The sequence below is a fragment of the Streptomyces sp. NPDC047079 genome, from assembly GCF_040643755.1.
Taxonomy (GTDB): Bacteria; Actinomycetota; Actinomycetes; order Streptomycetales; family Streptomycetaceae; genus Streptomyces.
On sequence record NZ_JBEYUZ010000009.1, the window covers coordinates 191785 to 216205 of the forward strand.

General features: G+C 70.5%; 24 protein-coding genes and 1 riboswitch. Of the genes, 16 read left to right on the forward strand and 8 right to left on the reverse strand.

Features of this window, described 5'->3' with window-relative positions; genetic code table 11:
- Positions 1-74 precede the first annotated feature (74 nt).
- The 7 genes from ABZ823_RS15280 to ABZ823_RS15310 all read left to right on the forward strand — a co-directional run bounded on the left by ABZ823_RS15280 (position 75) and on the right by ABZ823_RS15310 (position 6030).
- On the forward strand, positions 75-557 hold the full coding sequence (locus ABZ823_RS15280; protein WP_361659335.1) for an NUDIX hydrolase: 483 nt from the start codon (positions 75-77) through the stop codon (positions 555-557).
- 56 nt (positions 558-613) lie between these two features.
- On the forward strand, positions 614-922 hold the full coding sequence (locus ABZ823_RS15285; RefSeq protein ID WP_008745401.1) for a DUF2469 domain-containing protein: 309 nt from the start codon (positions 614-616) through the stop codon (positions 920-922).
- Between the two features lie 88 nt (positions 923-1010).
- Positions 1011-1412, forward strand: a complete 402-nt coding sequence (locus ABZ823_RS15290; protein ID WP_361659164.1) for a YraN family protein — start codon at positions 1011-1013, stop codon at positions 1410-1412.
- A complete protein-coding gene (locus ABZ823_RS15295) occupies positions 1412-3034 on the forward strand; it encodes a YifB family Mg chelatase-like AAA ATPase (protein WP_361659167.1) in 1623 nt (540 codons plus the stop codon). The genes ABZ823_RS15290 and ABZ823_RS15295 overlap by 1 nt, the downstream gene beginning before the upstream one ends.
- Positions 3031-4191, forward strand: a complete 1161-nt coding sequence (gene dprA, locus ABZ823_RS15300; protein WP_361659169.1) for a DNA-processing protein DprA — start codon at positions 3031-3033, stop codon at positions 4189-4191. The genes ABZ823_RS15295 and dprA overlap by 4 nt, the downstream gene beginning before the upstream one ends.
- A 270-nt stretch (positions 4192-4461) precedes the next feature.
- Positions 4462-5304 (forward strand): RNA polymerase sigma factor WhiG, encoded by an 843-nt coding sequence (gene whiG / locus ABZ823_RS15305; RefSeq protein ID WP_361659172.1) that lies wholly within the window; start codon positions 4462-4464, stop codon positions 5302-5304.
- Positions 5305-5472: 168 nt separating this feature from the next.
- Positions 5473-6030, forward strand: a complete 558-nt coding sequence (locus ABZ823_RS15310; RefSeq protein WP_361659337.1) for a helix-turn-helix domain-containing protein — start codon at positions 5473-5475, stop codon at positions 6028-6030.
- Between the two features lie 52 nt (positions 6031-6082).
- On the opposite strand, the gene ABZ823_RS15315 is transcribed toward ABZ823_RS15310, so the two are convergent.
- Positions 6083-6709, reverse strand: coding sequence for a M23 family metallopeptidase (locus ABZ823_RS15315; RefSeq protein WP_361659175.1), 627 nt, complete (start codon positions 6707-6709; stop codon positions 6083-6085).
- A gap of 274 nt (positions 6710-6983) precedes the next feature.
- Here ABZ823_RS15315 and rpsB point away from each other — a divergent pair, with 274 nt between their 5' ends.
- From rpsB to ABZ823_RS15340, 5 genes are all read left to right on the forward strand, one after another.
- Positions 6984-7877 (forward strand): 30S ribosomal protein S2, encoded by an 894-nt coding sequence (gene rpsB / locus ABZ823_RS15320; protein WP_361659178.1) that lies wholly within the window; start codon positions 6984-6986, stop codon positions 7875-7877.
- A gap of 167 nt (positions 7878-8044) precedes the next feature.
- Complete coding sequence (tsf, locus tag ABZ823_RS15325) at positions 8045-8881, forward strand: translation elongation factor Ts (RefSeq protein WP_361659181.1); 837 nt, start codon at positions 8045-8047, stop codon at positions 8879-8881.
- 207 nt (positions 8882-9088) lie between these two features.
- Positions 9089-9847, forward strand: a complete 759-nt coding sequence (gene pyrH / locus ABZ823_RS15330; RefSeq protein ID WP_361659184.1) for a UMP kinase — start codon at positions 9089-9091, stop codon at positions 9845-9847.
- 166 nt (positions 9848-10013) lie between these two features.
- Positions 10014-10571, forward strand: a complete 558-nt coding sequence (frr, locus tag ABZ823_RS15335; RefSeq protein ID WP_361659186.1) for a ribosome recycling factor — start codon at positions 10014-10016, stop codon at positions 10569-10571.
- Positions 10571-11692 carry a phosphatidate cytidylyltransferase gene (locus tag ABZ823_RS15340; RefSeq protein ID WP_361659189.1) on the forward strand — a complete coding sequence of 374 codons (1122 nt, stop codon included), beginning with the start codon at positions 10571-10573 and terminating at the stop codon, positions 11690-11692. The genes frr and ABZ823_RS15340 overlap by 1 nt, the downstream gene beginning before the upstream one ends.
- A 403-nt stretch (positions 11693-12095) precedes the next feature.
- Here the strand turns inward: ABZ823_RS15340 and ABZ823_RS15345 are convergent, their stop codons facing one another.
- Entirely contained in the window at positions 12096-13082 is a 987-nt protein-coding gene (locus tag ABZ823_RS15345) for an NAD-dependent epimerase/dehydratase family protein (RefSeq protein ID WP_361659192.1), read from the reverse strand.
- Between the two features lie 580 nt (positions 13083-13662).
- On the opposite strand from ABZ823_RS15345, the gene rlmN reads away from it, so the two are divergent.
- From rlmN to ABZ823_RS15365, 4 genes are all read left to right on the forward strand, one after another.
- On the forward strand, positions 13663-14769 hold the full coding sequence (gene rlmN / locus ABZ823_RS15350) for a 23S rRNA (adenine(2503)-C(2))-methyltransferase RlmN (RefSeq protein ID WP_361659195.1): 1107 nt from the start codon (positions 13663-13665) through the stop codon (positions 14767-14769).
- A 37-nt stretch (positions 14770-14806) separates the two neighbouring features.
- Positions 14807-14912, forward strand: a riboswitch (TPP riboswitch).
- 85 nt (positions 14913-14997) lie between these two features.
- The gene (locus tag ABZ823_RS15355; RefSeq protein ID WP_361659340.1) at positions 14998-16077 is read left to right on the forward strand and encodes a thiamine ABC transporter substrate-binding protein; all 1080 of its coding nucleotides are present in this window, start codon (positions 14998-15000) and stop codon (positions 16075-16077) included.
- A complete protein-coding gene (locus ABZ823_RS15360; RefSeq protein ID WP_361659198.1) occupies positions 16053-17717 on the forward strand; it encodes an iron ABC transporter permease in 1665 nt (554 codons plus the stop codon). Before ABZ823_RS15355 ends, ABZ823_RS15360 begins: the two co-directional genes overlap by 25 nt.
- Before the next feature lie 2 nt (positions 17718-17719).
- A complete protein-coding gene (locus tag ABZ823_RS15365) occupies positions 17720-18751 on the forward strand; it encodes an ABC transporter ATP-binding protein (protein WP_361659200.1) in 1032 nt (343 codons plus the stop codon).
- Between the two features lie 87 nt (positions 18752-18838).
- On the opposite strand, the gene ABZ823_RS15370 is transcribed toward ABZ823_RS15365, so the two are convergent.
- From ABZ823_RS15370 to ABZ823_RS15395, 6 genes are all read right to left on the reverse strand, one after another.
- Positions 18839-19525 (reverse strand): LAETG motif-containing sortase-dependent surface protein, encoded by a 687-nt coding sequence (locus ABZ823_RS15370; protein ID WP_361659203.1) that lies wholly within the window; start codon positions 19523-19525, stop codon positions 18839-18841.
- Positions 19526-19751: 226 nt separating this feature from the next.
- Positions 19752-20159: a VOC family protein gene (locus tag ABZ823_RS15375; RefSeq protein ID WP_361659206.1), complete on the reverse strand. Its 408-nt coding sequence runs from the start codon at positions 20157-20159 to the stop codon at positions 19752-19754.
- 110 nt (positions 20160-20269) lie between these two features.
- Positions 20270-21514, reverse strand: a complete 1245-nt coding sequence (locus ABZ823_RS15380) for a hypothetical protein (protein ID WP_361659208.1) — start codon at positions 21512-21514, stop codon at positions 20270-20272.
- Entirely contained in the window at positions 21496-22233 is a 738-nt protein-coding gene (locus tag ABZ823_RS15385) for an ATP-binding cassette domain-containing protein (RefSeq protein WP_361659211.1), read from the reverse strand. The genes ABZ823_RS15380 and ABZ823_RS15385 overlap by 19 nt, the downstream gene beginning before the upstream one ends.
- A 236-nt stretch (positions 22234-22469) precedes the next feature.
- Positions 22470-23852, reverse strand: coding sequence for an aspartate aminotransferase family protein (locus tag ABZ823_RS15390; protein WP_361659214.1), 1383 nt, complete (start codon positions 23850-23852; stop codon positions 22470-22472).
- The gene (locus tag ABZ823_RS15395) at positions 23837-24352 is read right to left on the reverse strand and encodes an Lrp/AsnC family transcriptional regulator (protein ID WP_361659217.1); all 516 of its coding nucleotides are present in this window, start codon (positions 24350-24352) and stop codon (positions 23837-23839) included. Before ABZ823_RS15395 ends, ABZ823_RS15390 begins: the two co-directional genes overlap by 16 nt.
- Positions 24353-24421: the final 69 nt, after the last annotated feature.

The window sequence follows — 24421 nt, forward strand, 5'->3', positions numbered from 1 at the left end:
ACGGGTCCCCGGACGAGCCCTACGGGCAGTGCGGGCGGTACGAGCCGCAGGAACCCTTCGCGGGCCAGGGCGGGCTGCGCAAGGTGGCCCGGGTGGTGCTCCTGGATCCCGGGGACCGCATCCTGCTGCTGCACGGGCACGAGCCGGACGACCCGGCCGACGACTGGTGGTTCACCCCGGGGGGCGGCGTGGAGGGCGTGGAGACACGCGAGCAGGCCGCACTGCGCGAGCTGGCCGAGGAGACCGGCATCACGGATGTCGAACTGGGCCCGGTGCTGTGGCGGCGCACCTGCTCCTTCCCGTTCGCCGGCCGCCGCTGGAACCAGGACGAGTGGTACTACCTGGCCCGCACCACCCGGACGGCCACCGCCACGACCGCGCAGGGCCTGACGGAGCTGGAAAAGCGCAGTGTCGCAGGAGCACGGTGGTGGACGTGCCGGGAACTGGCCGAGTCGCATGAGACGGTGTATCCGACGAGACTCGCCGAGCTGCTCCGCAGGCTGCTCGACGAAGGTCCCCCGGCCAGTCCCGAGGTCCTCGACACCGAAATCGTCTAGAGGCCCACGAGACTGGCGCACAATGGTGGGACCGCACGGCTGAAGGGGAACATGCCATGAGCGCCGAGGACCTCGAGAAGTACGAGACCGAGATGGAGCTGAAGCTCTACCGGGAGTACCGCGATGTCGTCGGTCTGTTCAAATATGTGATCGAGACCGAGCGGCGCTTCTACCTCACAAACGACTACGAGATGCAGGTGCACTCGGTCCAGGGAGAGGTGTTTTTCGAGGTCTCGATGGCGGACGCCTGGGTCTGGGACATGTACAGGCCCGCACGCTTCGTCAAACAGGTACGCGTCCTCACATTCAAGGACGTGAACATTGAGGAGCTGAACAAGACCGATCTGGAACTGCCCGGCGGTTGACGGACCACCACTCCTCACCCCTGAGGGTGACGGAGTTGTCCACAACTACCGGTCTGTCCACCAAGATCCACAGCGGGACGCCGGATGCGTGACGGTTGGCGCCGGAGGTGGTGCCGACATGAACACACATCAGGCACGCAGTGCAATCGGCAGGTACGGCGAGGAACTGGCCGCCCGGCGGCTGACCGAGGCCGGAATGACGGTCCTGGAGCGCAACTGGCGCCATGGCCGCAGTGGTGAGATCGACATCGTCGCCACGGACGGCGACGTACTGGTGATCTGCGAGGTCAAGACCCGCAGAGGCGGCTCCTTCCAGCACCCCATGGCCGCCATCACACCGGCGAAGGCGGACCGGCTGCGCGACCTCGCCGAGCACTGGATCCAGGGCCACGGCGGCGCACCACCGGGCGGAGTGCGCGTCGACGTCGTCGGCGTCCTCCTGCCCGAACGCGGCGCAGCCGTGGTCGAGCACGCGCGAGGGGTGGCCTGATGGGCTTCGCGCGCACGTGCTCCGTGGCGCTGGTCGGCGTCGAGGGAGTGGTGGTCGAAGTCCAGGCAGACCTCGAACCCGGCGTGGCCACCTTCACCCTGGTGGGCCTCCCCGACAAGAGCCTGACGGAGAGCCGCGACCGGGTCCGGGCAGCCGTGGTGAACTCGGGCGGGACCTGGCCGTCCAAGAAACTCACGGTGGGCCTCAGCCCGGCGTCGGTACCGAAGGCCGGCAGCGGCTTCGACCTGGCCATCGCCAGCGCGGTCCTCGGCGCCTGCGAACGGATCGACCCACGCGTACTCGCCGACATCGTGATGATCGGAGAGCTGGGCCTGGACGGACGGGTCCGCCCCGTGCGGGGCGTCCTGCCCGCCGTACTGGCCGCGGCGGACGCGGGATACGAGCAGGTGGTGGTCCCCGAGTGCGCGGCCGCCGAAGCCACACTCGTACCCGGCGTGTCCGTGCTCGGCGTCCGCAGCCTCCGCCAGCTGATCGCGATCCTCACGGACGAACCCGTGCCCGAGGAGGAGCCGGACGAACAGGGCCGCCCCGACCCGCTCCTCGCCGGCCTGCGCGCACCCGGCACGGGCGCGGCCACCGGCATGCACAGCGCCCACGCCGCCCCCCACGACCAGGGGCACGACCTCGCCGACGTCGTCGGCCAGATCTCCGCCCGCACAGCGGTGGAAGTGGCGGCAGCGGGCGGACACCACCTGTTCCTCGAAGGTCCGCCCGGCGCCGGGAAGACGATGCTCGCCGAACGACTGCCCGCCATCCTGCCCAAACTCACCCGGGAGGAATCGCTCGAGGTCACCGCGGTGCACTCGGTGGCGGGACTGCTCCCAGCGGGCAAACCCCTCATCGACATCGCCCCCTACTGCGCCCCGCACCACTCGGCCACCATGCAGGCACTCGTGGGCGGCGGCCCCGGCATCGCCCGTCCCGGCGCCGTGTCGCTCTCCCACCGAGGGGTCCTCTTCCTGGACGAGACACCCGAGTTCAACAGCCGGGCCCTCGACGCGCTGCGCCAACCCCTGGAAGCCGGACACGTCGTGATCGCCCGCAGCGCGGGCGTCGTACGGTTCCCGGCGAAATTCCTGATGGTGCTCGCCGCCAACCCGTGCCCCTGCGGCCGCTTCTCGCAGCGCGACACCCGATGCGAGTGCCCGCCCTCCGCGATCCGCCGCTATCAGGCCCGCCTTTCCGGACCGCTCCTGGACCGGGTCGACCTCCGCGTCGAAGTGGATACCGTCACCCGCGCCCAGCTCACCGGGCGCGCCACCGCCGAATCCACCGCGACGGTGGCCGCCCGGGTGCAAGACGCCCGCCAGAGAGCGGCCGCCCGGCTGGCCGGCACCCCCTGGCGGACCAACAGCGAAGTACCGGGCCGGGAGCTGCGCAACCGCTGGCATACCGCCGGCGGCGCCATGGACGAGGCCGAGCGCAGTCTGGAACGCGGCGTGCTGACCGCCCGGGGACTGGACCGCGTCCTGCGCGTCGCCTGGACCGTCGCGGACCTCGTCGGCCACACACGGCCCGACGCCACGGACGTCGCCCTCGCGCTGCAACTGCGCACCGGGGTTCCCCGGGGCGTGCCGATGACCATCGGGGCATCGGCATGAACGAAGACGACGCCCCGGAAGGCGAACGCCTCGCCCGGATCTTCCTCACCCGGGTCGTCGAGCCCGGCGACGAGGTGGCAGGCCGCTGGTTGCGGGAGTTCGGGGTCGAGGAAGTGGTCCGGCGGCTGCGGGACGCAGGAGCGCGGCTGCCGGGGGTGTCCCAGCAGCGGTGGGCGGGACTGCTGGCGCGGGCCGCGCAGGCCGCGCCGCACCGCGACTGGGCGGCGGCCCGCGAGGCAGGGCTGAGGTTCCTCAGCCCAGGGGGCCCCGAATGGCCCGCACAGCTCGACGACCTCGAAGACGCCCGGCCCGTCGGACTGTGGGTGCGCGGGCACCCCAGCCTGAGACTGTGGGCCCTGCGATCCGTCGCGATCGTCGGCGCCCGAGCCTGCACCGAGTACGGCGCCCACATGGCGACCACCCTCGCCGCCGGACTCGCCGAGCGCGGCTGGGTCGTGGTGTCGGGCGGCGCCTACGGCATCGACGGGGCGGCCCACCGCGGAGCGCTCGGCGCCGCAGGCGCCACCGTCGCCGTACTGGCCTGCGGAGTCGACCGGCCCTACCCCCGCGGCCACACCGGGCTGATCACCAGGATCGCCGAGCAGGGCCTGGTGATCGGGGAACTGCCGCCCGGCGACCACCCGACACCCAGCAGATTCATCGTGCGCAACCGCGTCATCGCGGCGCTCACCCGCGGCACCGTGGTCGTCGAGGCCGCCCACCGCAGCGGCTCGCTGGCCACGGCGCGCGCGGCACAGCGGCTCGGCCGCCACACCATGGGAGTGCCGGGCCCCGCCACCAGCGCACTGTCCGCGGGGGTCCACGAACTGCTCCGCGACCAAACGGTGCTGGTCACGGACGCCGCGGAAGTCATCGAACTGGTCGGCGAAATGGGGGAGCTGGCACCGCAACGGCGCGGCCCCGTGCTCCCCCGAGACCTACTGGAACCGGCCGCCCGGCGCGTACTGGCAGCGCTGCCCGGACGCGGCACCGCATCAGCGGGCGAGGTCGCTCGCGGCGCGCAGACCAGCGAGGACGACGCGGTCGGGAGACTGTACGAACTCCGATCACTTGGATTCGTCGAACGACATGGCGATGGCTGGAAGTTGACACGCCAGGCGGTGACCTCGGTCCGACAAGATCACGGTCAGTGTTGACCGAGCGTGTTCGGCCGTCCGGGCGACCCCCGACGCCCTTGGCAATTCCACCAGTTGACCCTTTCCGGCGATCACTCACGGCGACGGCCCCGGCCGCGGTTGGGGCCCCACCGGACGCCTTCGCGCACGGGTGACGCTTCACCCTTCGCACACTGCGACACCGCAGTCACGCTACGCTCACGAGGATCCCGACTCAGAAGGCATCTCGACATCAGACCGACAGCTCACCCAGGCATCCCCAGTCCACGGCAGAACGGCACAAGGCGACGAATGCCCCAGCACACCTCCGGGTCCGACCGGGCGGCGCATCCCCCAGCCGCCCGTGACGGCGGCAGCGTGCGCCCGCCCGCTCCCTCGACACTCGACGAGCTGTGGCGGTCGTACAAGGAGACGGGAGACGAGCGGTTGCGGGAGCAGCTGATCCTGCACTACTCACCGTTGGTGAAGTACGTGGCGGGGCGGGTGAGCGTGGGCCTGCCGGCCAATGTGGAGCAGGCGGACTTCGTGTCCTCCGGGGTCTTCGGGCTGATCGACGCGATCGAGAAGTTCGACATCGACCGGGAGATCAAGTTCGAGACGTACGCCATCACCCGGATCCGTGGCGCGATGATCGACGAGCTGCGGGCGCTGGACTGGATCCCCCGGTCGGTGCGGCAGAAAGCCCGCAGCGTGGAACGGGCGTACGCCACCCTCGAGGCACGGCTGCGGCGGACCCCCTCCGAGGGCGAGGTGGCCGCCGAGATGGGCATCGGTGTCGAGGAACTCCACGCCGTCTTCAGCCAGCTGTCACTGGCGAACGTGGTGGCCCTGGAAGAACTGCTGCACGTCGGCGGCGAGGGCGGCAACCGGCTCAGCCTCATGGACACCCTCGAGGACACCGCGGCGGACAATCCGGTGGAAGTGGCCGAGGACCGCGAACTGCGACGGTTCCTCGCCCGAGCGATCAACACACTGCCCGAACGGGAGAAGACCGTGGTGACGCTCTACTACTACGAAGGACTCACACTCGCCGAGATCGGCAATGTGCTCGGCGTGACCGAGAGCCGCGTGAGCCAGATCCACACCAAGTCGGTCCTCCAGCTACGCGCCAAACTGGCCGGCTTCGGCCGCTGACACGCAACGGCGCGTGCCCTTCCCGGTGACGTGCGCCCGCGCACGGACCCCGGCACCCGCGCACACGGCACGAGTGGCCCAGGTGGGCGGCGCGCACAGGTGGGTGGCTCCCGCGGGCGGCGCTCCGTCCGTACAGTGGTTGACGTGCCAAGGATTCGAGCGGCCTCCGTGGCCGAGCACCGGTCGATGCAGCGAGCCGCCCTGCTGGACGCGGCCCGGTCCCTCCTGTCCGAGGGCGGCACGGAGGCGCTGACCTTCCCGGCCCTCGCCGAGCGCACCGGCCTCGCGCGCTCCTCCGTGTACGAGTACTTCCGCTCCCGCGCCGCCGTCGTCGAGGAACTGTGCGCCGTCGACTTCCCCGTCTGGGCCGCGGAGGTCGAGGCGGCCATGGCCGCGGCGGACGGCCCGGAAGCGAAGATCGAGGCGTATGTGCGGCGCCAGCTTGCACTGGTGGGGGACCGGCGGCACCGGGCCGTGGTCGCCATCTCGGCGAGCGAACTGGACGCCGGTGCCCGTGAGAAGATCCGCGCCGCGCACGGCGGCCTGGTGACGATGATCGCCGACACGCTCGGCGCCATGGGACACGACGAGCCCCGGCTGACGGCGATGCTGCTCCAGGGCGTGGTCGACGCTGCGGTGCGGCGCATCGAGCTGGGAGCCGCGGAGGACCCGGCCGCCATCACCGAGGCGGCGGTCGCCATGGCCCTGCGGGGCGTCCGGGGCTGACTCCGCCCCGGGGCCCTCCCCCTCCCCTCCCCCCTCCCGCCCCACCCCCCGGCTACGGCAACAACACCCCCTCCACCCGCAACAGCCGCGACGGCCCCGCGCGCAGCAGCCACGGTGGCAGCAGAGTCAGCGGATCCAGGTATGTCTCCCCGCTGCGCAGCCCCCAGTGCAGGCATGGTCCCGCGCAGTGGGCGGTCGGCGGTTCCAGCACTCCCAGGACATCGCCCGGCCGGACCGTGTCGCCCGTGCGCACCGACGCCCGTACCGGCTCGTATGTCGTCCGCAGCGGTGGCGCGCCCGTTCCCGTCAGCTCCACGGAGACCACGCCACGGCCCGCCACCCGCCCCGCGAAGGCGACCCGGCCGGCCGCCACCGTGCGCACCGGATCGCCCGGCCCCGCCGCCAGGTCGACGCCCCGGTGGCCCGGCCCGTACGGCGTCGCCGGGGGCTCCCAGCCCCGTACGACCGGCGGGTGGACGCCGACCGGCCACAGACGGGCGACGGCCGGTACCGCCCGGTCGGGGGCCGGTGGGCCGGCGGGCGCCGGATCCGCGCGGGGCGGCACGCCCGCCCACGCCACGGGGGCCCGGGGACCCACCCAGGCGACGGGCGCCGACACGCCCATCGCGGCCAGCAGCAGCGCCGCGGGCCACCACCGCGGCATTCGTTCAGCTCGCATGGGAGTACCGTGCCGCACGCCGGGCGATCATGGCCGGGATCTGTGGACAACTGCCTCGTTGTGGACAGGCGCGTCACCCCCCGCTCCGCGGGTCCCGTACACTTCTTGTGGCGATCCGGGTCACCGGGTCGACTTCGCACGCCCCGGCACCAGGCCCTCATGAGGCCGGTGTCAGCGCTCCTCGGTCCTCAGTGGCACGGCGCATCGCGGGCGTCAGGCGCGAGTGCCATCCCGGTACCCGCGGCACAACCGAGAAAACTCAAGGAGAACGGCCATGGCCGTCGTCACGATGCGGGAGCTGCTGGAGAGCGGCGTCCACTTCGGTCACCAGACCCGTCGCTGGAACCCGAAGATGAAGCGCTTCATCTTCACCGAGCGCAACGGCATCTACATCATCGACCTGCTCCAGTCGCTGTCGTACATCGACCGCGCCTACGAGTTCGTCAAGGAGACCGTCGCCCACGGCGGTACGGTCATGTTCGTCGGCACGAAGAAGCAGGCGCAGGAGGCCATCGCCGAGCAGGCCACCCGCGTCGGCATGCCGTACGTGAACCAGCGCTGGCTTGGTGGCATGCTCACCAACTTCTCGACCGTCTACAAGCGTCTGCAGCGCCTCAAGGAGCTCGAGCAGATCGACTTCGAGGACGTCGCCTCCTCCGGTCTGACGAAGAAGGAGCTCCTGGTCCTCTCCCGCGAGAAGGCCAAGCTGGAGAAGACCCTCGGTGGTATCCGCGAGATGCAGAAGGTGCCGAGCGCCGTCTGGATCGTGGACACCAAGAAGGAGCACATCGCGGTCGGTGAGGCCCGTAAGCTCAACATCCCGGTTGTCGCGATCCTCGACACCAACTGCGACCCCGACGAGGTCGACTACAAGATCCCGGGCAACGACGACGCGATCCGCTCCGTCACCCTGCTTACCCGTGTGATCGCCGACGCGGTCGCCGAGGGTCTCATCGCCCGTTCCGGCGTCGCCGCCGAGGGCAAGGGCGAGAAGGCCGCGGGCGAGCCGCTCGCCGAGTGGGAGCGCGACCTGCTCGAGGGCGAGAAGAAGGCCGACACCGAAGAGGCCGCCCCGGCCGCCGAGGCCGCTGAGGCTCCGGCCGAGGCCGCTGAGGCTCCGGCCGAGGCCGCTGAGGCTCCGGCCGCCGCCGAGGGTGAGCAGGCCTGACCTCAGGTCCGTTCCGCTGATGTGAGGGTGGGTGGCGCCAACCGCGCCACCCGCCGTTCACCCGCAGCCCTTAGATCTTCGTAGCCCGTATCTTTGGCGGACCCGCGCCCGAGCCGCGGTGGCCGCCGACTTCGAGACTTCGAACTCCGAGAAGAGATTCACAGATCATGGCGAATTACACCGCCGCCGACGTCAAGAAGCTCCGTGAGCTCACCGGCGCCGGCATGATGGACTGCAAGAAGGCGCTGGACGAGGCCGAGGGCAACGTCGAGAAGGCCGTCGAGGCGCTCCGCATCAAGGGCCAGAAGGGCGTCGCCAAGCGTGAGGGCCGCTCCGCCGAGAACGGCGCCGTGGTCTCCATCATCGCCGACGACAACTCCTCCGGCGTCCTCGTCGAGCTGAAGTGCGAGACGGACTTCGTCGCCAAGGGCGACAAGTTCCAGGCCGCCGCCCAGGCGATCGCCGAGCACGTCGCGAAGACCTCCCCGGCCGACCTCGAGGCCCTGCTCGCCTCCGAGATCGAGCCCGGCAAGACCGTTCAGGCGTTCGTGGACGAGGCCAACGCCAACCTCGGTGAGAAGATCGTCCTGGACCGCTTCGCGCAGTACTCCGGCGGCTTCGTGACGGCCTACATGCACCGCACGATGCCGGACCTGCCGCCGCAGATCGGTGTCCTCGTCGAGCTCGACAAGCCCGACGCCGAGGTGGCCAAGGGCGTCGCCCAGCACATCGCCGCCTTCGCGCCGAAGTACCTCTCCAAGGAGGACGTGCCGGCCGAGGTCGTCGAGTCCGAGCGCCGCATCGCCGAGGAGACCACCCGCGCAGAGGGCAAGCCCGAGGCCGCGATCGCCAAGATCGTCGAGGGTCGTCTGAACGGCTTCTTCAAGGACGCCACGCTGCTCGGCCAGCCGTATGCGCTGGACAACAAGAAGTCCGTCCAGAAGGTTCTGGACGAGGCGGGTGTCACCCTGAAGCGCTTCACGCGCATCAAGGTCGGCATCTGAGTCCGTACCGCGTTCGACAGGAGACCCGGATAGGGTCGACAGTCGAAAGCAGTCGTCCGTGTCAGGCGCGTGTGCCGTCCCGTACGCGCGCGTGACGGACGACAGCAGATCTGACGAGGAGGCCATTGCCGCGAATGGGATGCGAAACACGCCCCACCGGCAATGGCCTTCTTCGTATGTGCGACACGTAAAAGAGGCGGGATCTCCATGACCACCAAGGCCGAGAAGAGCGACGACGGGAAAGTACGCGGCCGGTTTCTGCTGAAACTGTCCGGAGAGGCGTTCTCCGGCGGCACCGGACTCGGCGTCGACCCGGACGTGGTGCATGCCATCGCCCGTGAGATCGCGGCCGTGGTGCGCGACGGATCCCAGATCGCCGTCGTCATCGGCGGTGGCAACTTCTTCCGCGGCGCCGAACTCCAGCAGCGCGGCATGGACCGGGCCCGCTCCGACTACATGGGCATGCTCGGCACGGTCATGAACTGCCTCGCCCTCCAGGACTTCCTGGAGAAGGAGGGCATCGACTCGCGCGTGCAGACAGCCATCACCATGGGCCAGGTCGCCGAGCCGTACATCCCGTTGCGTGCCGTGCGCCACTTGGAGAAGGGCCGCGTGGTCATCTTCGGCGCCGGTATGGGCATGCCGTACTTCTCGACCGACACGACCGCCGCCCAGCGGGCCCTCGAGATCGACGCCGAGGCGCTGCTCATGGGCAAGAACGGCGTCGACGGGGTCTACGACTCCGACCCGAAGACCAACCCGGAGGCCGTCAAGTTCGACTGGCTCAGCTACGGCGAGGTCATCACCCGGGACCTCAAGGTCGCCGACATGACCGCTATCACGCTGTGCCGGGACAACAAACTGCCCATCCTGGTCTTCGAGCTCCTGGCGGAGGGCAATATCGCACGGGCCGTCAAGGGTGAGAAGATCGGCACACTCGTGGGTGACCAAGGCAGCCGGGACTGACCGGACGCCGACCCGTCCGGGGTGCCCGTCGGGGCGACGGACCCTGGCCGGGGGATGGACAATGACCTGCCGGTCCGGAACCGTGCAGGAATAAGACGCGACGCAGCCGGCCGCGGACCGACGAGTAACAGCTGCCGGGCCTACTCAAGACACGCAGGAGCAAGTGGTGATCGAAGAGACCCTCCTCGAGGCCGAGGAGAAGATGGAGAAGGCCGTCGTGGTCGCCAAGGAGGACTTCGCCGCGATCCGCACCGGGCGTGCGCACCCGGCGATGTTCAACAAGATCGTGGCCGACTACTACGGCGCACCGACGCCGATCAACCAGCTGGCCTCGTTCTCGGTGCCGGAGCCGCGCATGGCCGTGGTGACGCCGTTCGACAAGAGCGCGCTGCGCAACATCGAGCAGGCGATCCGCGACTCCGACCTCGGCGTCAACCCCAGCAATGACGGCAACATCATCCGCGTGGTGTTCCCCGAGCTCACCGAGGAGCGCCGCCGCGAGTACATCAAGGTGGCCAAGAGCAAGGGCGAGGACGCCAAGGTCGCGATTCGCTCGGTCCGCCGCAAGGCCAAGGACGCCATCGACAAGCTGGTCAAGGACGGCGAGGTCGGCGAGGACGAGGGCCGCCGTGCGGAGAAGGAGCTCGACGACACCACCGCGAAGTACGTCGCTCAGGTGGACGAGCTGCTCAAGCACAAGGAAGCGGAGCTGCTCGAGGTCTGATGAACGACTCTTCCTGGGGGGCGCCGCCACAGACCGGGTACTGGGGGCCCGCCGACGAGGGACCGGTCGGTCGGACCGGCCCGGCGGGTCCTGCGTACGATGCGCATGACGCCCAGCAAACTCGCCCCATGCCCATCGTGCCCGACGTGCCCGCACAAGGCGGAGACCAGGATGACGACCGGGGGGCCGCTCGGCTGAGCGGCCCCTTGTTCCGCGACCAGACGCCGCCGCCGTCCCACTGGGCGGCCTCGCAGAATCCGGAGCCCATGCCCGACGCCCCGTACCCGGCACCCGCCCCGCAGAAGAAAAGCGCGGGCCGTGACCTGGGTGCTGCCATAGGGGTCGGTGTCGGACTCGGCGTCGTGATCGTCGTGTCGTTGTTCATCGTCAAGGCCGTGTTCGTCGGCGTCGTAGCGGTCGCCGTCGTGGTGGGGCTGTGGGAGCTGACGAAGCGGCTGGAGGAGCGCAAGGGCATCAAGGCGCCCCTCGTGCCGCTCGCGCTGGGCGGTGCGGCGATGGTCGTCGCCGGGTATGTGCGGGGTGCCGAGGGCGCCTGGGTGGCGATGGCGTTCACCGCGCTCGCGGTCCTGGTCTGGCGGATGACGGAACCACCGGCCGGCTATCTCAAGGACGTCACGGCGGGTCTCTTCGCGGCTTTCTACGTGCCGTTCCTGGCGACGTTCGTCGCCATGATGCTGACGGCCGACGACGGCCCGAAGCGCGTTCTGACCTTCCTGCTCCTGACGGTCGTCAGTGACACGGGTGCCTACGCGGTGGGCTGGCGGTTCGGCAGGCACAAGCTCGCCCCGCGCATCAGCCCCGGCAAAACCCGTGAGGGCCTCGTCGGGGCGGTGGTCTTCGCCATGGGGGCGGGCGCGCTGTGCATGCAGTACCTGATCGACGGCGGCCTGTGGTGGCAGGGCCTGCTGCTGGGTCTCGCCGTCGCCGCGAGCGCCACGCTGGGCGATCTGGGCGAGTCCATGATCAAGCGTGATCTGGGCATCAAGGACATGGGCACACTGCTGCCGGGGCACGGCGGCATCATGGACCGTCTCGACTCCCTGCTGCCCACCGCTCCGGTGGTCTGGCTGCTGCTCGTTCTCTTCGTCGGGAACGGCTGACGGTCGACTCCCGCGGCGCTGGTTCCGCTGTCCGGCCGGAGGGGCTCGTCGTCCACAGGACGGCGAGCCCCTCACTGTCGGCGGCCAGGCTGCCGGGCCCTCGCCGCTGGGGCCCGGACGGATCCGGCAGCTCAGCCGCCTCTGACGCCACCACCGCGGGCACCTGCTCGGCCGACTCCGCGGCAGAAGGAGCCACCACAGGAACCGTCCGCTGCTGCGGGACGAGCGAAAGCACCCCGGGCCGCGGCCCGGGGCTCAACTCGCCCGAACCGGCCTGCGATTCGGGCCATAACCTGGTCGAACATCGCGCGCCAGCGCTGGGCCGGGCCCACCACGAGATCGGGAAGTCGGAACGGAAGGCGCCTGCAGAGACGCTCGGGTGTGCGAGACCGGTCCAGCGCCGTCAGCCGAGGGCGTCGAGCAACTCACGCTCGCGCTGCGCGCTGAGGCCTGCGCGCCTTTCCCGGTCCAGCCCCTGTTCGCGTTCCCAGCGCAGTGTGTCGGCCAGCATCTCCGCCGGGGGCCGGTGACGCAGCCCCGCGGCGCGCGCCGAGGACCCGTCCCGGGCCGACCACCCTTCCCAGCCCGGCTCAACCAGCCACATCGCCAGCGATTCGGGCCCCATGTACTGGGCCACGCCGTTGGCGAGCAGCCACGCCGATTCGGCGGTGACCACCGGACCGGTGTGCCCGCCGACGGCGCGGGACAGCTCGATCCACTCTTCGAACGGAACGACCGGGCCGACAGCGTTGTATGTGCCGGTGGTTCCCGTCTCCGCGGAGTCGAGCAGCCAGGAGGTGAGGTCCCGCACGTCGACCACCTGGGTGGGCATGGCCGGTGTGTCGGGGACCAGCATCGGCCCTCGTGGATCGCGTGCGGCGCGGGCGACCCAGTAGCCGGAACGCCCGCTGTGATCGCCCGGGCCGCCGATGAGCCCGGCTCGTGCGATGAGGAGGCGGTCGCCCACAGCGGCCGTGGACGCCTGCTCGCAGGCGACCTTCGCCTCGCCGTACAACTCCTTGTCGACCTCGCTCCGATCGGTCGGGGCGAGCAGGGTCGCGGACTCATCTGCCCCCAGCGTGGCGTGGGAGGCGTAGGCGTTGCCGGACGAGACATACACCCAGTGCCCGGCCTTGCTGCCCAGCACGTCGAGCGCTCCACGAACGAAGCCCGGCTGCCATGACACCTCGACGACCGCGTCCCATACCCGGTCGAGCAGGGGATCGTACGCCGACGGATCGCGCCGGTCGGCGGCGAACAGTGTCGCTCCGTCCGCGACTTCTCCGCTCTCGCCACGCGCGAGGCAGGTCACCCGATGGCCGCGTTCGATCGCCTGCCGCGACAGCTCCCGAGCCACCCATGCCGTTCCGCCCAGAACCAGGATCTCCATACCGACACACAAGCACGGGGATCACCGCCCGGCGAGGCGGATTCGCTGACAGCAGATGGTCAGCCGTCAGATCGATCTCGACCCTCGGGCAGTAACGGCGACCCGCCGAGGCATCCAAACACCCGACCACGAAGTCGCACTGCAGTACTAGGGCGACGCTGCTGGGTCATCGAACGCACCATCTCCCGGCTGACCGGCTGACCGGCTGACCGGCTGACCGGCTGACCGGCTGACCGGCTGACCGGCTGACCGGCTGACCGGCGGTGGCGGCAGCCGCTGACGGGATCGATCGAACCCTTGCCGGGCGGCCGGAGGTCACCGAGCACGTCACGCCGGGATGGACCTGCCCGCACTCGGGGCCTTCGTCATGGGTGAGGTCTTCTGGCACGCCCATACCACCAGGTCAGGGTGCGGCTCGGCGAGTGGCGGCCAGCCGATGCGTGATCGCCCCTGGGCCGTCCCCGGGCCGTCCCCGGGCCGTCCGAGGCCGCTTGGCAGTGACCGGTGGCCACTACTAACGACAGTCGTAGTGAGTGACAGCCGCAGGTCACACAACTGGATCTGCGACACTGGTTGAGCCATGCCTAAGCCCGGAGAACTCACTTTCGTCGCGCCGCGCGGAGCCAAGACCCCGCCGCGGCATCTTGCCGATCTCACGCCCGCCGAGCGCAAGGAGGCGGTCGCCGCGGTCGGTGAGAAGCCGTTCCGCGCCAAGCAGCTCTCGCAGCACTACTTCGCGCGGTACTCGCACGACCCGGAGCAGTGGACCGACATCCCCGCCCCCTCGCGCCCCAAGCTCCAGGAGGCGCTGCTCCCCGAGCTGATGACCGTCGTGCGGCATCTGTCGACCGACCAGGCCACGACCCGCAAGACGCTGTGGCGGCTGTTCGACGGGACCCTCGTGGAGTCAGTGCTGATGCGCTATCCCGACCGGGTCACCATGTGCATCAGCTCCCAGGCGGGCTGCGGCATGAACTGCCCCTTCTGCGCCACCGGTCAGGCAGGTCTGGACCGCAACCTGTCCACCGCGGAGATCGTGCACCAGATCGTGGACGGCATGCGGGCGCTGCGCGACGGCGAGATCCCCGGCGGACCGGCGCGGCTGTCGAACATCGTCTTCATGGGCATGGGCGAGCCCCTCGCCAACTACAAGCGGGTCGTCGGCGCCATCCGCGCGCTCACCGATCCCGCGCCGGACGGGCTCGGGCTCTCGCAGCGCGGGATCACCGTGTCGACCGTCGGGCTGGTGCCGGCCATCCACCGCTTCGCCGACGAGGGCTTCAAGTGCCGCCTGGCCATCTCCCTGCACGCGCCGGACGACGAACTGCGCGACACCCTCGTGCCCGTCAACACGCGGTGGAAGGTGCGCGAGGTTCTCGACGCCGGGTTCGAGTACGTCGAGAAGTCCGGGCGCCGGCTGTCCATCGAGTACGCCCTGATCCGGGACATCAACGACCAGGCGTGGCGCGGCGACCGGCTCGGCCGGCTGCTCAAGGGCAAGCCCGTCCACGTCAATCTGATCCCGCTCAATCCGACGCCCGGCTCCAAGTGGACCGCGTCACGGCCCGAGGACGAGAAGGCGTTCGTCGAGGCGATCGCCGCCCATGGGGTGCCGGTGACCATCCGGGACACCCGGGGCCAGGAGATCGACGGAGCGTGTGGCCAGCTGGCGGCCACCGAGCGGTAGTCTGAAGCCCGTCCATACCGTCATAGTCCATATCTTCATATTCCGACAGGGGAGCGCCACAGCGCTGAGAGTGCGGGAGAGCCCGCAGACCCTCTGAACCTCGCCCAGGTCATTCTGGGTAGGGAGTTCGGTCTTCACTCGAGCTGTTGCGCCCTGCCCGGGACTCTTCAGGGTTCCCGGGCAGGGCCGCGTCTCTTCCTGGTCACCTCCAGGAGGAATTCAGTGAGCATCACCGCAAGGCAGTTCGCGGCCGTCGCCGTCGGGCTGGGCCTGGTCACGCTGTCCGCGTGCGGATCGTCCGGCTCCACCGACGGGAGCGGTGGCGACTCCAAGACCGTGACCCTCGTCAGCCACAACTCGTGGGCCGCCTCCAAGAGCGTCATCGCGGCGTTCGAGAAGGAGTCCGGCTACCGGGTCAGGGTCCTCACCGACGGCGACGCGGGCCAGGCCGTCAACAAGGCGATCCTCACCAAGGACAATCCGCAGGGCGACGTCTTCTTCGGCGTCGACAACACACTGCTGTCCCGGGCCCTCGACAACGGTCTGTTCCAGCCGTACGCGGCCAAGGGACTCGACCGGGTCGGCGCGCAGTACCAGCTGGACAAGGACAAGCACCGGGTGACGCCCGTCGACTACGGCGACATCTGCGTCAACTATGACAAGAAGTACTTCGCCGACCACAGGCTCGCCCCGCCGGCCTCCTTCGACGACCTCACCAAGCCCGCCTACAAGAACCTCCTCGTCACCGAGAACGTCTCCACGTCCTCGCCGGGCCTCGGCTTCCTCCTCGGCACCGCCGCCGCGTACGGAGACACCGGCTGGCAGGGCTACTGGAAGAAGCTCAAGGACAACGGCGTGAAGGTGGTCGACGACTGGCAGCAGGCCTACGAGCAGGAGTTCTCCGGTTCGGCCGCCGGCAGGAAGGCGGGGGGTGACCGGCCGCTCGTCGTCTCCTACGCCTCCTCGCCGCCCGCCGAGGTCGTCTACGCCAAGCCGCGGCCCGACACCGCGCCGACCGGCGTCGCGACCGGGACCTGCTTCCGCCAGATCGAGTTCGCGGGTCTGCTGAGCAACGCCCACAACCCCAAGGGCGCCAAGGCCTTCCTCGACTTCCTGATCAGCAGGAGGTTCCAGGAGGACATGCCGCTCAACATGTACGTCTACCCGGTCGTGCAGGGCGCGCCGGTGCCCGCCGAGTTCACCGAGTACGGGCCCGCGGCCAAGGACCCCGCGACCATGGCCCCGGCGGACATCGCCGCCAACCGTGACCAGTGGGTCAGGTCGTGGACGTCGCTCGTACTGAAGTAGCCCCGAGGAGCCGGGGCGGCGCGGCGCGGTTCGGGCTCATGGCCCTGCCGGCCGTGTTCTTCGCGGTCTTCTTCGCCTACCCCGTCGCCGCGATCGTCACGCGCGGTCTGCGCGTCGACGGGGTGTGGCGCCCCGGCCGCGTCGCGGAGGTGCTCGCACAGTCCGACATCCGGCATGTGCTGTGGTTCACGACCTGGCAGGCTCTCGCCTCCACCGCCCTGACCCTGCTGGTGGCGATGCCCGGCGCCTACGTCTTCGCCCGCCTGGACTTCCCCGGCAAGCAGTTGCTCCGCGCGGTCGTCACCGTGCCGTTCGTGCTGCCCACGGTCGTCGTCGGCACGGCCTTCCTGGCCCTCGTCGGCCGCGGCGGACTCCTCGACGACCTGTGGGGCGTCCGGCTCGACACGAGCGTGTGGGCCATCCTGCTCGCCCATGTCTTCTTCAACTACGCGGTCGTCGTCCGCACGGTCGGCGGCCTGTGGGCGCAGCTCGACCCGCGTCAGGAGGAGGCCGCACGGGTACTCGGCGCCTCCCGCGTCACCGCCTGGCGGACGGTGACGCTGCCCGCCCTGGGCCCGGCCGTGGCCGCCGCCGCCCTCATGGTCTTTTTGTTCACGTTCACCTCGTTCGGTGTGGTGCAGATCCTGGGCGGCCCCACCTTCTCCACGCTGGAAGTGGAGATCTACCGGCAGACCTCGGAGATCTTCGACCTGTCCACGGCCGCCGTGCTGACGATCATTCAGTTCCTGGCGGTCGGCGCGATCCTCGTGGTGCACGCCTGGACCGTGCGCCGCCGGGAGAGCGCGCTGCGGCTGGTCGACGCGTCCCGCACGGCGCGCAGACCGCGCGGGGCGGCCCAGTGGGCGCTGCTCGGGTCGGTCCTCACCACCGTCGCCGTCCTGCTCGTCCTGCCGCTCGCCGTACTGGTCGGGCGGTCGCTGGACGCGCCCGGGCTCACGTACTACAAGGCACTGACGCACGCGGACGGCGGCACCTTCCTCGTCGCGCCCGTCCACGCGATCGGCAACTCGCTCGCGTACGCCGTCGTCGCCACGCTCATCGCCGTGCTGATCGGCTCACTCGCCGCAGGGGCCCTCGCCCGCCGGGACGCAGGCCGTCTGGTACGGGGCTTCGACGCGCTGCTGATGCTGCCGCTGGGGGTGTCCGCCGTGACCGTCGGCTTCGGGTTCCTGATCTCTCTCGACCGGCCGCCGCTGGACCTGCGCGGCTCCTGGATCCTGGTACCGCTCGCGCAGGCGCTGGTGGGCGCCCCCTTCGTCGTACGCACCATGCTGCCCGTGCTGAGGGCCGTGGACGAGCGGCTGAGGGAGGCGGCCGCGGTGCTCGGCGCCTCGCCGTGGCGGGTGTGGCGTGAGGTCGACCTGCCGATCGTACGGCGGGCGCTGCTGATCGCGGCCGGGTTCGCGTTCGCGGTGTCGCTCGGCGAGTTCGGGGCGACGGTGTTCATCGCCCGGCCCGACAACCCGACGCTGCCGGTCGCGGTGGCACGCCTGCTCGCACGGCCCGGTGACCTCAACTACGGCCAGGCGATGGCCCTTTCGACGATTCTGATGGTGGTGTGCGCGGTGGCGCTGCTGGTCCTGGAGAGCCTGCGGACCGATCGGACGGGGGAGTTCTGACGATGCTCAGGCTGGAGCGGACGGCCGTACGATTCGGGGGGCGCGCCGCGCTCGACGGAGTCGACCTCGAGGTCGCCGAGCACGAGGTGGTGTGCGTGCTCGGGCCCAGCGGCGGCGGCAAGTCGACGCTGCTGCGGACCGTGGCGGGGCTGCAACCGCTCGACTCGGGGCGGGTGTTCCTCGACGGCCGCGATCTGGCCGGGGTGCCCGCTCACCGGCGCGGGGTGGGGCTGATGTTCCAGGACCATCAGCTGTTCCCGCAGCGGGACGTGGGCGGCAACGTCGCCTTCGGGCTGCGGATGCAGGGGATCTCGCGCGCCGAACGGGAGGCGCGCGTCGAGGAGTTGCTGGACCTCGTCGGGCTGCCGGGGGCCTCCCGGCGGCCCGTCGCCGCGCTTTCCGGCGGCGAGCAGCAGCGGGTCGCGCTCGCCCGCGCGCTCGCGCCCCGGCCGCGGGTGCTGATGCTGGACGAACCCCTGGGCCAGCTCGACCGTTCGCTGCGCGAGCGCCTTGTCGTCGAACTGCGCGAGCTGTTCCGGAAGTTGGGCACGACCGTGCTCGCGGTCACCCACGACCAGGGCGAGGCCTTCGCCCTCGCGGACCGGGTCGTCGTGATGTGTGACGGACAAATCGCCCAGTCCGGTACGCCCCTTGAAGTCTGGCAGCGGCCCGCGGACGCGTTCGTGGCCCGCTTCCTCGGCTTCGACAACGTGGTGGTGGCGACGGTCTCCGGGGAGGCCGCGGACACGCCGTGGGGCAAGCTCCCCGTCCCCGAAGGCTCTGCGCAGGGACCGGGCGCCCTGCTCGTCCGGCCCGCCGGCGTACGGCTGGTACCCGTCTCCGAGGGCCTGCGCTGTACCGTGACCGCACGCACCTTCCGCGGCACCCACGTCGCCGTACGGCTGCAACCCGAGCGGGCTCCGGCGCTGGAGGCGGCATGTCCGCTGCGGGCGGCACCGGAACCCGGGGACGAGGCAGGAGTCGTGTTCGACGTGGCGGAGGTCGTCGTCCTCGGGAACGCGTCCGGCGTGTAGGCGGATGACGGCACTCCGGCCGGACATGCGGAGCGGCCCGCCCCGGCAGGGGGCGGGCCGCTTGCGCGTACGGTGGTGACGTGCGCGTCAGTTGGTCTTCGACGCGCCACGACGGCGCATGCCGAAGAAGACCGCGCCACCGCCGATGACGACCAGACCGGCGGCGATACCGGCGATCATGGGAGTGCTGGAGCCGGCACCGGTCTCGGCCAGGTTGGAGGTCCCCGCCGCGGGCGAGGGGGTGTTGTCCCCGGTGGCGGCGGGAGGGGTGCTCCCCGACTCCGACGGGGTGGCCGACGAGCTCGCCGTGGCCGACGGCTTCGGGGTGGGCGAGGTCGGGGGAGTGGTGGCCGGCGCGGTGGTCTGCGAGGTCTCGCAGGCCTTGTCCGGGGTGGTCAGGTTCGGCGAGATGTCCTCGTCGACCTGGCCACCGTTGGCGTTGACGTGGACGCGGTACTGGGCCTTGGGCGCCCAGTCCTCCGAGAAGGTGACGGTCGCGCCGTCCTTGGAGCCGATGACCGTCTGCTCGCCGACCTTCTTCTCGTCGGCGCCGTTCGACTCGAGGTAGACGGTGACGGTCGCCGCCTTGCCGGAGGCGTCTATGTCCTTGACGGTGATGACGCCCTTCCCGTTCGCGTCGCAGGACGCGACGGCCGAGAAGTCACGGATGTTACAGGCGAGCGCGTTTCCGGCGACGCCGAGAGCCAGCGCGGCGGCCGCGGAGGTGACGCCGAGAATGCGCACCGATCGTGCGGTGCGGGAGGTTATGGACACGATTGCCCTTCACGTGATGCGCAACTGCGGGGGGGGTTCCAGGGACGTTGACGCAACAACACCGTCCCCGTGAGGCTCACAGGTTTATAAGCGGCGGCTGAGCGGTGTCAACGCCGATGTCCGGCATGACCCCCGTCTTTGCCTGGTCATTAACCGCCCAGACGTTTGAAACGCCGCCGAAGCAACCCCGCCCCCCGCAGTGGCACCGCCGTTCACCTGCGGGGGCTCAGCCCTGGACCGCCGCGGGGTCCATCCACGTGATCTCCCAGGTGTGGCCGTCGAGGTCGTCGAAGGAACGGCCGTACATGAAGCCGTGGTCCTGCGGCTCGCCGCCGATCGAGCCGCCCGCCGCGAGCGCCCGGTCCACCAGCTCGTCGACCTTCTCCCGGCTCTCCGCGCTGAGGCACAGCAGCACCTCGCTGGTCCGTGTCGCATCCGCGATCTCCTTCTTGGTGAAGTCGGCGTAGCGCTGCTTGCTCAGCAGCATCGCGATGATCGTGTCGCTGATGACGACACAGGCGCAGTCGTCCGTCGTGAACTGCGGGTTGATCGTGTAGCCCAGTTCCGTGAAGAACTTCTTCGATGCCTCGACGTCGACGACGGGCAGGTTGACGAAGATCATCTGCTGGTACATGAGCGGTCTCTCCCGGTGATGTGGCGGTCCGTACGGAAGTAGAGACCCAGGGCCGCGGCGGAACTCATCGGCGCTGGCGAAAATTCCTCCGGGAGTGTTCGCGGGCCCGCTCAGCCCCTCAGCGGCATCGCCGCCAGTTCCGCGACCACCCACGTCAGCGGCACGAACACCAGTGCCAGCCCGCCGGCCCGCAGGAGCGCCGCGGTGCGCAACAGCGTGGTCGGCGCGCCCAGCCGCACCAGCGCGGCGACCGTGCCCGCGCGCGCCTGCCGTACCTCGACCACCGCCGTCGCCAGCGTCGCCAGCGCGCACCCCGCCACGAGCACCGCACCGAGCGCGGTGAGCGGCCCGAAGGACAGACGCGCGCCGGCGTACGGCGCCGACATGGCGTACGTCCCCGAGGCCACCGCGCACACCACGCCGAGCGGCCGCCCGATCCGCCGCGCCTCCTGCTGGAGTCCTCGCCCCGCGAGCAGCCGTACGGCTCCCGGGCGCGCGGAGTCCAGCAGCCGGCCGCACAGGTGCGCGACGGCGGGCCCGGCGAGTGCCAGCCCCAGCGCGGTCAGCGCCCAGCCCGCCAGGACCCCGGCGGGCCCGCCCGCCAGACCGCCGGGCAGGTGGAGGCGCGGTGCCCCGCCCGTACCACTGGCGTGCGTCTCCACGGCGAGTCCCGCGGCGATCGCGGCCACACCCCAGGGCAGTCCGCTCGGCGCGGGCCGGGCCGCGGGAGGCAGGCCGGAGGCCGTGACCTCGGCCGGGAGACCGGCGGGCTGTTCCTCATGGGCGTCGTCGGCACCGGGGGCGGCCTGTGCCTCGCCCCGGCTCCCCGCGCGGCGCCGCCACCCGTCCTTCGGTCCCAGGGCCACCGCGCTCGCCGCGGACGCCACGAGCGGCACCACCGCGAGCAGGGTGAGCGCCGCGGGCAGCGGCAGCGGCTGGTCCGCGGCGAGGAACCCGGCAGCCACGCCGTCGAAGGGCGTTCCGGGCAGATCGCCGCGCACGTGCAGGAAGGCCAGCAACGCCAGCAGCGAGCCGATGGTGGTCGACAGGGCCGTGGTCAGTGCCGACATGGCCATCAGCCGGGCGGGGCCGAGACCGATGGCGGCGAGATGGGAGTGGGGGCGGGTGCCGGGGTCCGTGCGGGCGACGGCGACCGCGAGGTACACCGTGGCGGCGATCGGCCCGAGGCACCAGACCAGTCGCAGCACCGAAGCGGCCGGCGCCTCCGGATGCCCCAAGGCGTACCCGAGCGTGCACAGCAGCAGAAAGCCCGTGCCGGCCGAGGCCGCGGCGACCAGGAGCCGGCAGAGCTGGACCAGGGGGTGGGCCCTTCGGGCTAGGCGGAGAGCGAGCACGCCGCCCGGCCTTCCGTTTCCGGGACCGGCGGCAGCTGGACCGTGGTCACGCGCCGCCCGTCCAGCAGGGACACCGTGCGGTCGGCGAGGGCCGCGACGTCCGGATGAAGCGTGGCCAGGACGACCGTGATGCCGTGCGAGCGGGCCGCCGCGGTGAGCGTGCGCAGCACCTGGGCACCGTCGGAGCGGTGCAGTGTGGCGGTCGGCTCGTCCGCGAAGAGCACGGTCGGGCACGCGGCGAGTGCCCGCGCCACGGCGAGCCGCTGGCGTTCGGCCGCGACCAGCTCGTCCGGGCGCTTGCGGGCGCTGCCGCCGATGTCCAGCCGCTCCAGCCACTCCAGGGCGGTGGTCTTGGCCTGGCGTCGGGCGGTGCCGCGCAGCAGCAGCGGCAGGGCGGCGTTCTCCCAGGCGTTCAGCTCGGGGACGAGGAAGGGCACGGGGTCGATCCAGCCGAAGCGGTCACGGCGCAGCCGTTCACGGCCGAACGAGCCCATGGTGTGCACCGGCGTGCTGTTGAACCACACCTCGCCCCGCTGGACGGGCAGCAGCCCGGCCAGGCACTGAAGGAGGGTTGTCTTGCCGCTCCCTCGCGGGCCGGTGACGGCCAGGATCTCGCGCTCGCGGACCCCCAGGGAGACACCGCAGAGAGCGGGGGAGCCATTGTGCTGGAAGCGCAGGGCGTGTGCCCAGAGCACATCGTTGTCCGGCGGGGCCACCATCGCGTACACCTCGGTTCTGATCCGTTTTCCCGACCCGGTCCCTTTCCGGGGGACCCGTTCGGGGGAACGAAGGCAGGGGCGATCGGTCACATCGCACGCTAGGCAGACTGCGCCCGGAGCCGGGGACAGCGACGGCCCCGGACCGCCGTTTCTCACTCGAACGGGCGGCACGGGGCCGTTCGTTGATCATCCAGACGGATGAGTCATCCAGCCGGACGATCGGACGGTCGGGCGGGTCAGAGCTTGGTCCACGCCTCCGTCAGCGTCGCGCGCAGGATCTGCTCGATCTCGTCGAACGTCCCCTGGTCCGAGATCAGCGGCGGGGCGAGCTGGACGACCGGGTCGCCGCGGTCGTCGGCACGGCAGTACAGGCCGTTGTCGTAGAGCGCCTTGGACAGGAAGCCGTACAGGACGCGCTCGGTCTCCTCCTCGTTGAAGGACTCCTTGGTGTGCTTGTCCTTGACCAGTTCGATGCCGTAGAAGAAGCCGTTGCCGCGGACGTCGCCGACGATCGGCAGGTCGTGCAGCCTCTGGAGCGTGGTGAGGAACGCGGCCTCGTTGTCGAGCACGTGCTGGTTGAGGTTCTCGCGCTCGAACAGGTCGAGGTTGGCCAGGCCCACCGCGGCCGACACCGGGTGGCCGCCGAAGGTGTAGCCGTGCAGGAAGGTGTTGTCACCCTTGTAGAAGGGCTCGGCCAGGCGGTCGGAGACGATGCAGGCGCCGATCGGGGAATAGCCGGAGGTCATGCCCTTGGCGCAGGTGATCATGTCCGGGACGTAGTCGAACTTGTCGCAGGCGAACATGGTGCCCAGGCGGCCGAAGGCGCAGATGACCTCGTCCGACACGAGCAGCACGTCGTACTGGTCGCAGATCTCGCGGACCCGCTGGAAGTAGCCGGGCGGGGGCGGGAAGCAGCCGCCCGCGTTCTGCACCGGCTCCAGGAAGACCGCGGCGACCGTTTCCGGGCCCTCGAAGAGGATCTGCTGCTCGATCTGGTCCGCGGCCCAGCGACCGAACGCCTCCGGGTCGTCACCGAAGATCGGCGCGCGGTAGATGTTGGTGTTCGGGACCTTGTGCGCGCCCGGCACCAGCGGCTCGAAGGGAGCCTTCAGGCCCGGCAGGCCGGTGATGGACAGGGCGCCCTGCGGGGTGCCGTGGTAGGCGACCGCACGCGAGATGACCTTGTGCTTGGTGGGCTTGCCGACCAGCTTGAAGTACTGCTTGGCCAGCTTCCAGGCCGTCTCCACCGCCTCGCCGCCGCCCGTGGTGAAGAAGACCTTGTTCAGGTCGCCGGGCGCGTGGTGGGCGAGACGTTCCGCCAGCTCCACGGCCTTCGGGTGGGCGTAGGACCACACCGGGAAGAACGCCAGTTCCTGTGCCTGCTTGAAGGCCGTCTCGGCCAGCTCGGTGCGGCCGTGGCCCGCCTGGACCACGAACAGACCGGCGAGACCGTCGAGGTAGCGCTTGCCCTTGTCGTCGTATATGTAGGTGCCCTCGCCCCGCACGATGGTCGGCACGGGCGCGTTCTCGTACGAGGACATGCGGGTGAAGTGCATCCACAGGTGGTCGTACGCGGTCTTGCTGAGGTCCTTGGTACTCACGGCTATCGGGTTCCCCACATGTAGGTCTGCTTCTTGAGCTTGAGGTAGACGAAGCTCTCGGTGGAGCGCACTCCGGGGAGGGCCCGGATGCGTTTGTTGATGACGTCCAGCAGGTGGTCGTCGTCCTCGCAGACGATCTCCACCATCAGGTCGAACGAGCCTGCGGTCATCACCACGTACTCGCATTCGGACATGGCGGTCAGCGCGTCGGCGACGGACTCCACGTCGCCCTCGACGTTGATCCCGACCATCGCCTGCCGGCGGAATCCCACGGTGAGCGGGTCCGTGACGGCGACGATCTGCATCACGCCCTGGTCGAGCAGCTTCTGGACGCGCTGGCGCACGGCCGCCTCCGACAGGCCGACGGCCTTGCCGATCGCGGCGTACGGCCGGCGGCCGTCCTCCTGGAGCTGCTCGATGATGGCGAGGGAGACGGCGTCCAGCTGGGGACCGCCGTTCCTGGACTCGCGGGAGTCCCTCTGGTCTGCGCTTCGACTGGCCACGACCTCACTGTGCACGACGTCTCGACAGTTTCGCAAGGCTCGATCGATGAAATTCGTCGTTTCGGTGAGGGATCCTTGCGGATT

What these genes read in the sequence shown, in the direction of transcription:
- ABZ823_RS15285 (WP_008745401.1), top strand. Translation starts at nt 614, where the DNA reads ATGAGCGCCGAGGACCTCGAGAAGTACGAGACCGAGATGGAGCTGAAG.
- ABZ823_RS15295 (WP_361659167.1), top strand. Translation starts at nt 1,412, where the DNA reads ATGGGCTTCGCGCGCACGTGCTCCGTGGCGCTGGTCGGCGTCGAGGGA.
- dprA (WP_361659169.1), top strand. Translation starts at nt 3,031, where the DNA reads ATGAACGAAGACGACGCCCCGGAAGGCGAACGCCTCGCCCGGATCTTC.
- whiG (WP_361659172.1), top strand. Translation starts at nt 4,462, where the DNA reads ATGCCCCAGCACACCTCCGGGTCCGACCGGGCGGCGCATCCCCCAGCC.
- ABZ823_RS15315 (WP_361659175.1), bottom strand. Translation starts at nt 6,709, where the DNA reads ATGCGAGCTGAACGAATGCCGCGGTGGTGGCCCGCGGCGCTGCTGCTG.
- rpsB (WP_361659178.1), top strand. Translation starts at nt 6,984, where the DNA reads ATGGCCGTCGTCACGATGCGGGAGCTGCTGGAGAGCGGCGTCCACTTC.
- tsf (WP_361659181.1), top strand. Translation starts at nt 8,045, where the DNA reads ATGGCGAATTACACCGCCGCCGACGTCAAGAAGCTCCGTGAGCTCACC.
- pyrH (WP_361659184.1), top strand. Translation starts at nt 9,089, where the DNA reads ATGACCACCAAGGCCGAGAAGAGCGACGACGGGAAAGTACGCGGCCGG.
- ABZ823_RS15340 (WP_361659189.1), top strand. Translation starts at nt 10,571, where the DNA reads ATGAACGACTCTTCCTGGGGGGCGCCGCCACAGACCGGGTACTGGGGG.
- ABZ823_RS15345 (WP_361659192.1), bottom strand. Translation starts at nt 13,082, where the DNA reads ATGGAGATCCTGGTTCTGGGCGGAACGGCATGGGTGGCTCGGGAGCTG.
- rlmN (WP_361659195.1), top strand. Translation starts at nt 13,663, where the DNA reads ATGCCTAAGCCCGGAGAACTCACTTTCGTCGCGCCGCGCGGAGCCAAG.
- ABZ823_RS15365 (WP_361659200.1), top strand. Translation starts at nt 17,720, where the DNA reads ATGCTCAGGCTGGAGCGGACGGCCGTACGATTCGGGGGGCGCGCCGCG.
- ABZ823_RS15375 (WP_361659206.1), bottom strand. Translation starts at nt 20,159, where the DNA reads ATGTACCAGCAGATGATCTTCGTCAACCTGCCCGTCGTCGACGTCGAG.
- ABZ823_RS15385 (WP_361659211.1), bottom strand. Translation starts at nt 22,233, where the DNA reads ATGGTGGCCCCGCCGGACAACGATGTGCTCTGGGCACACGCCCTGCGC.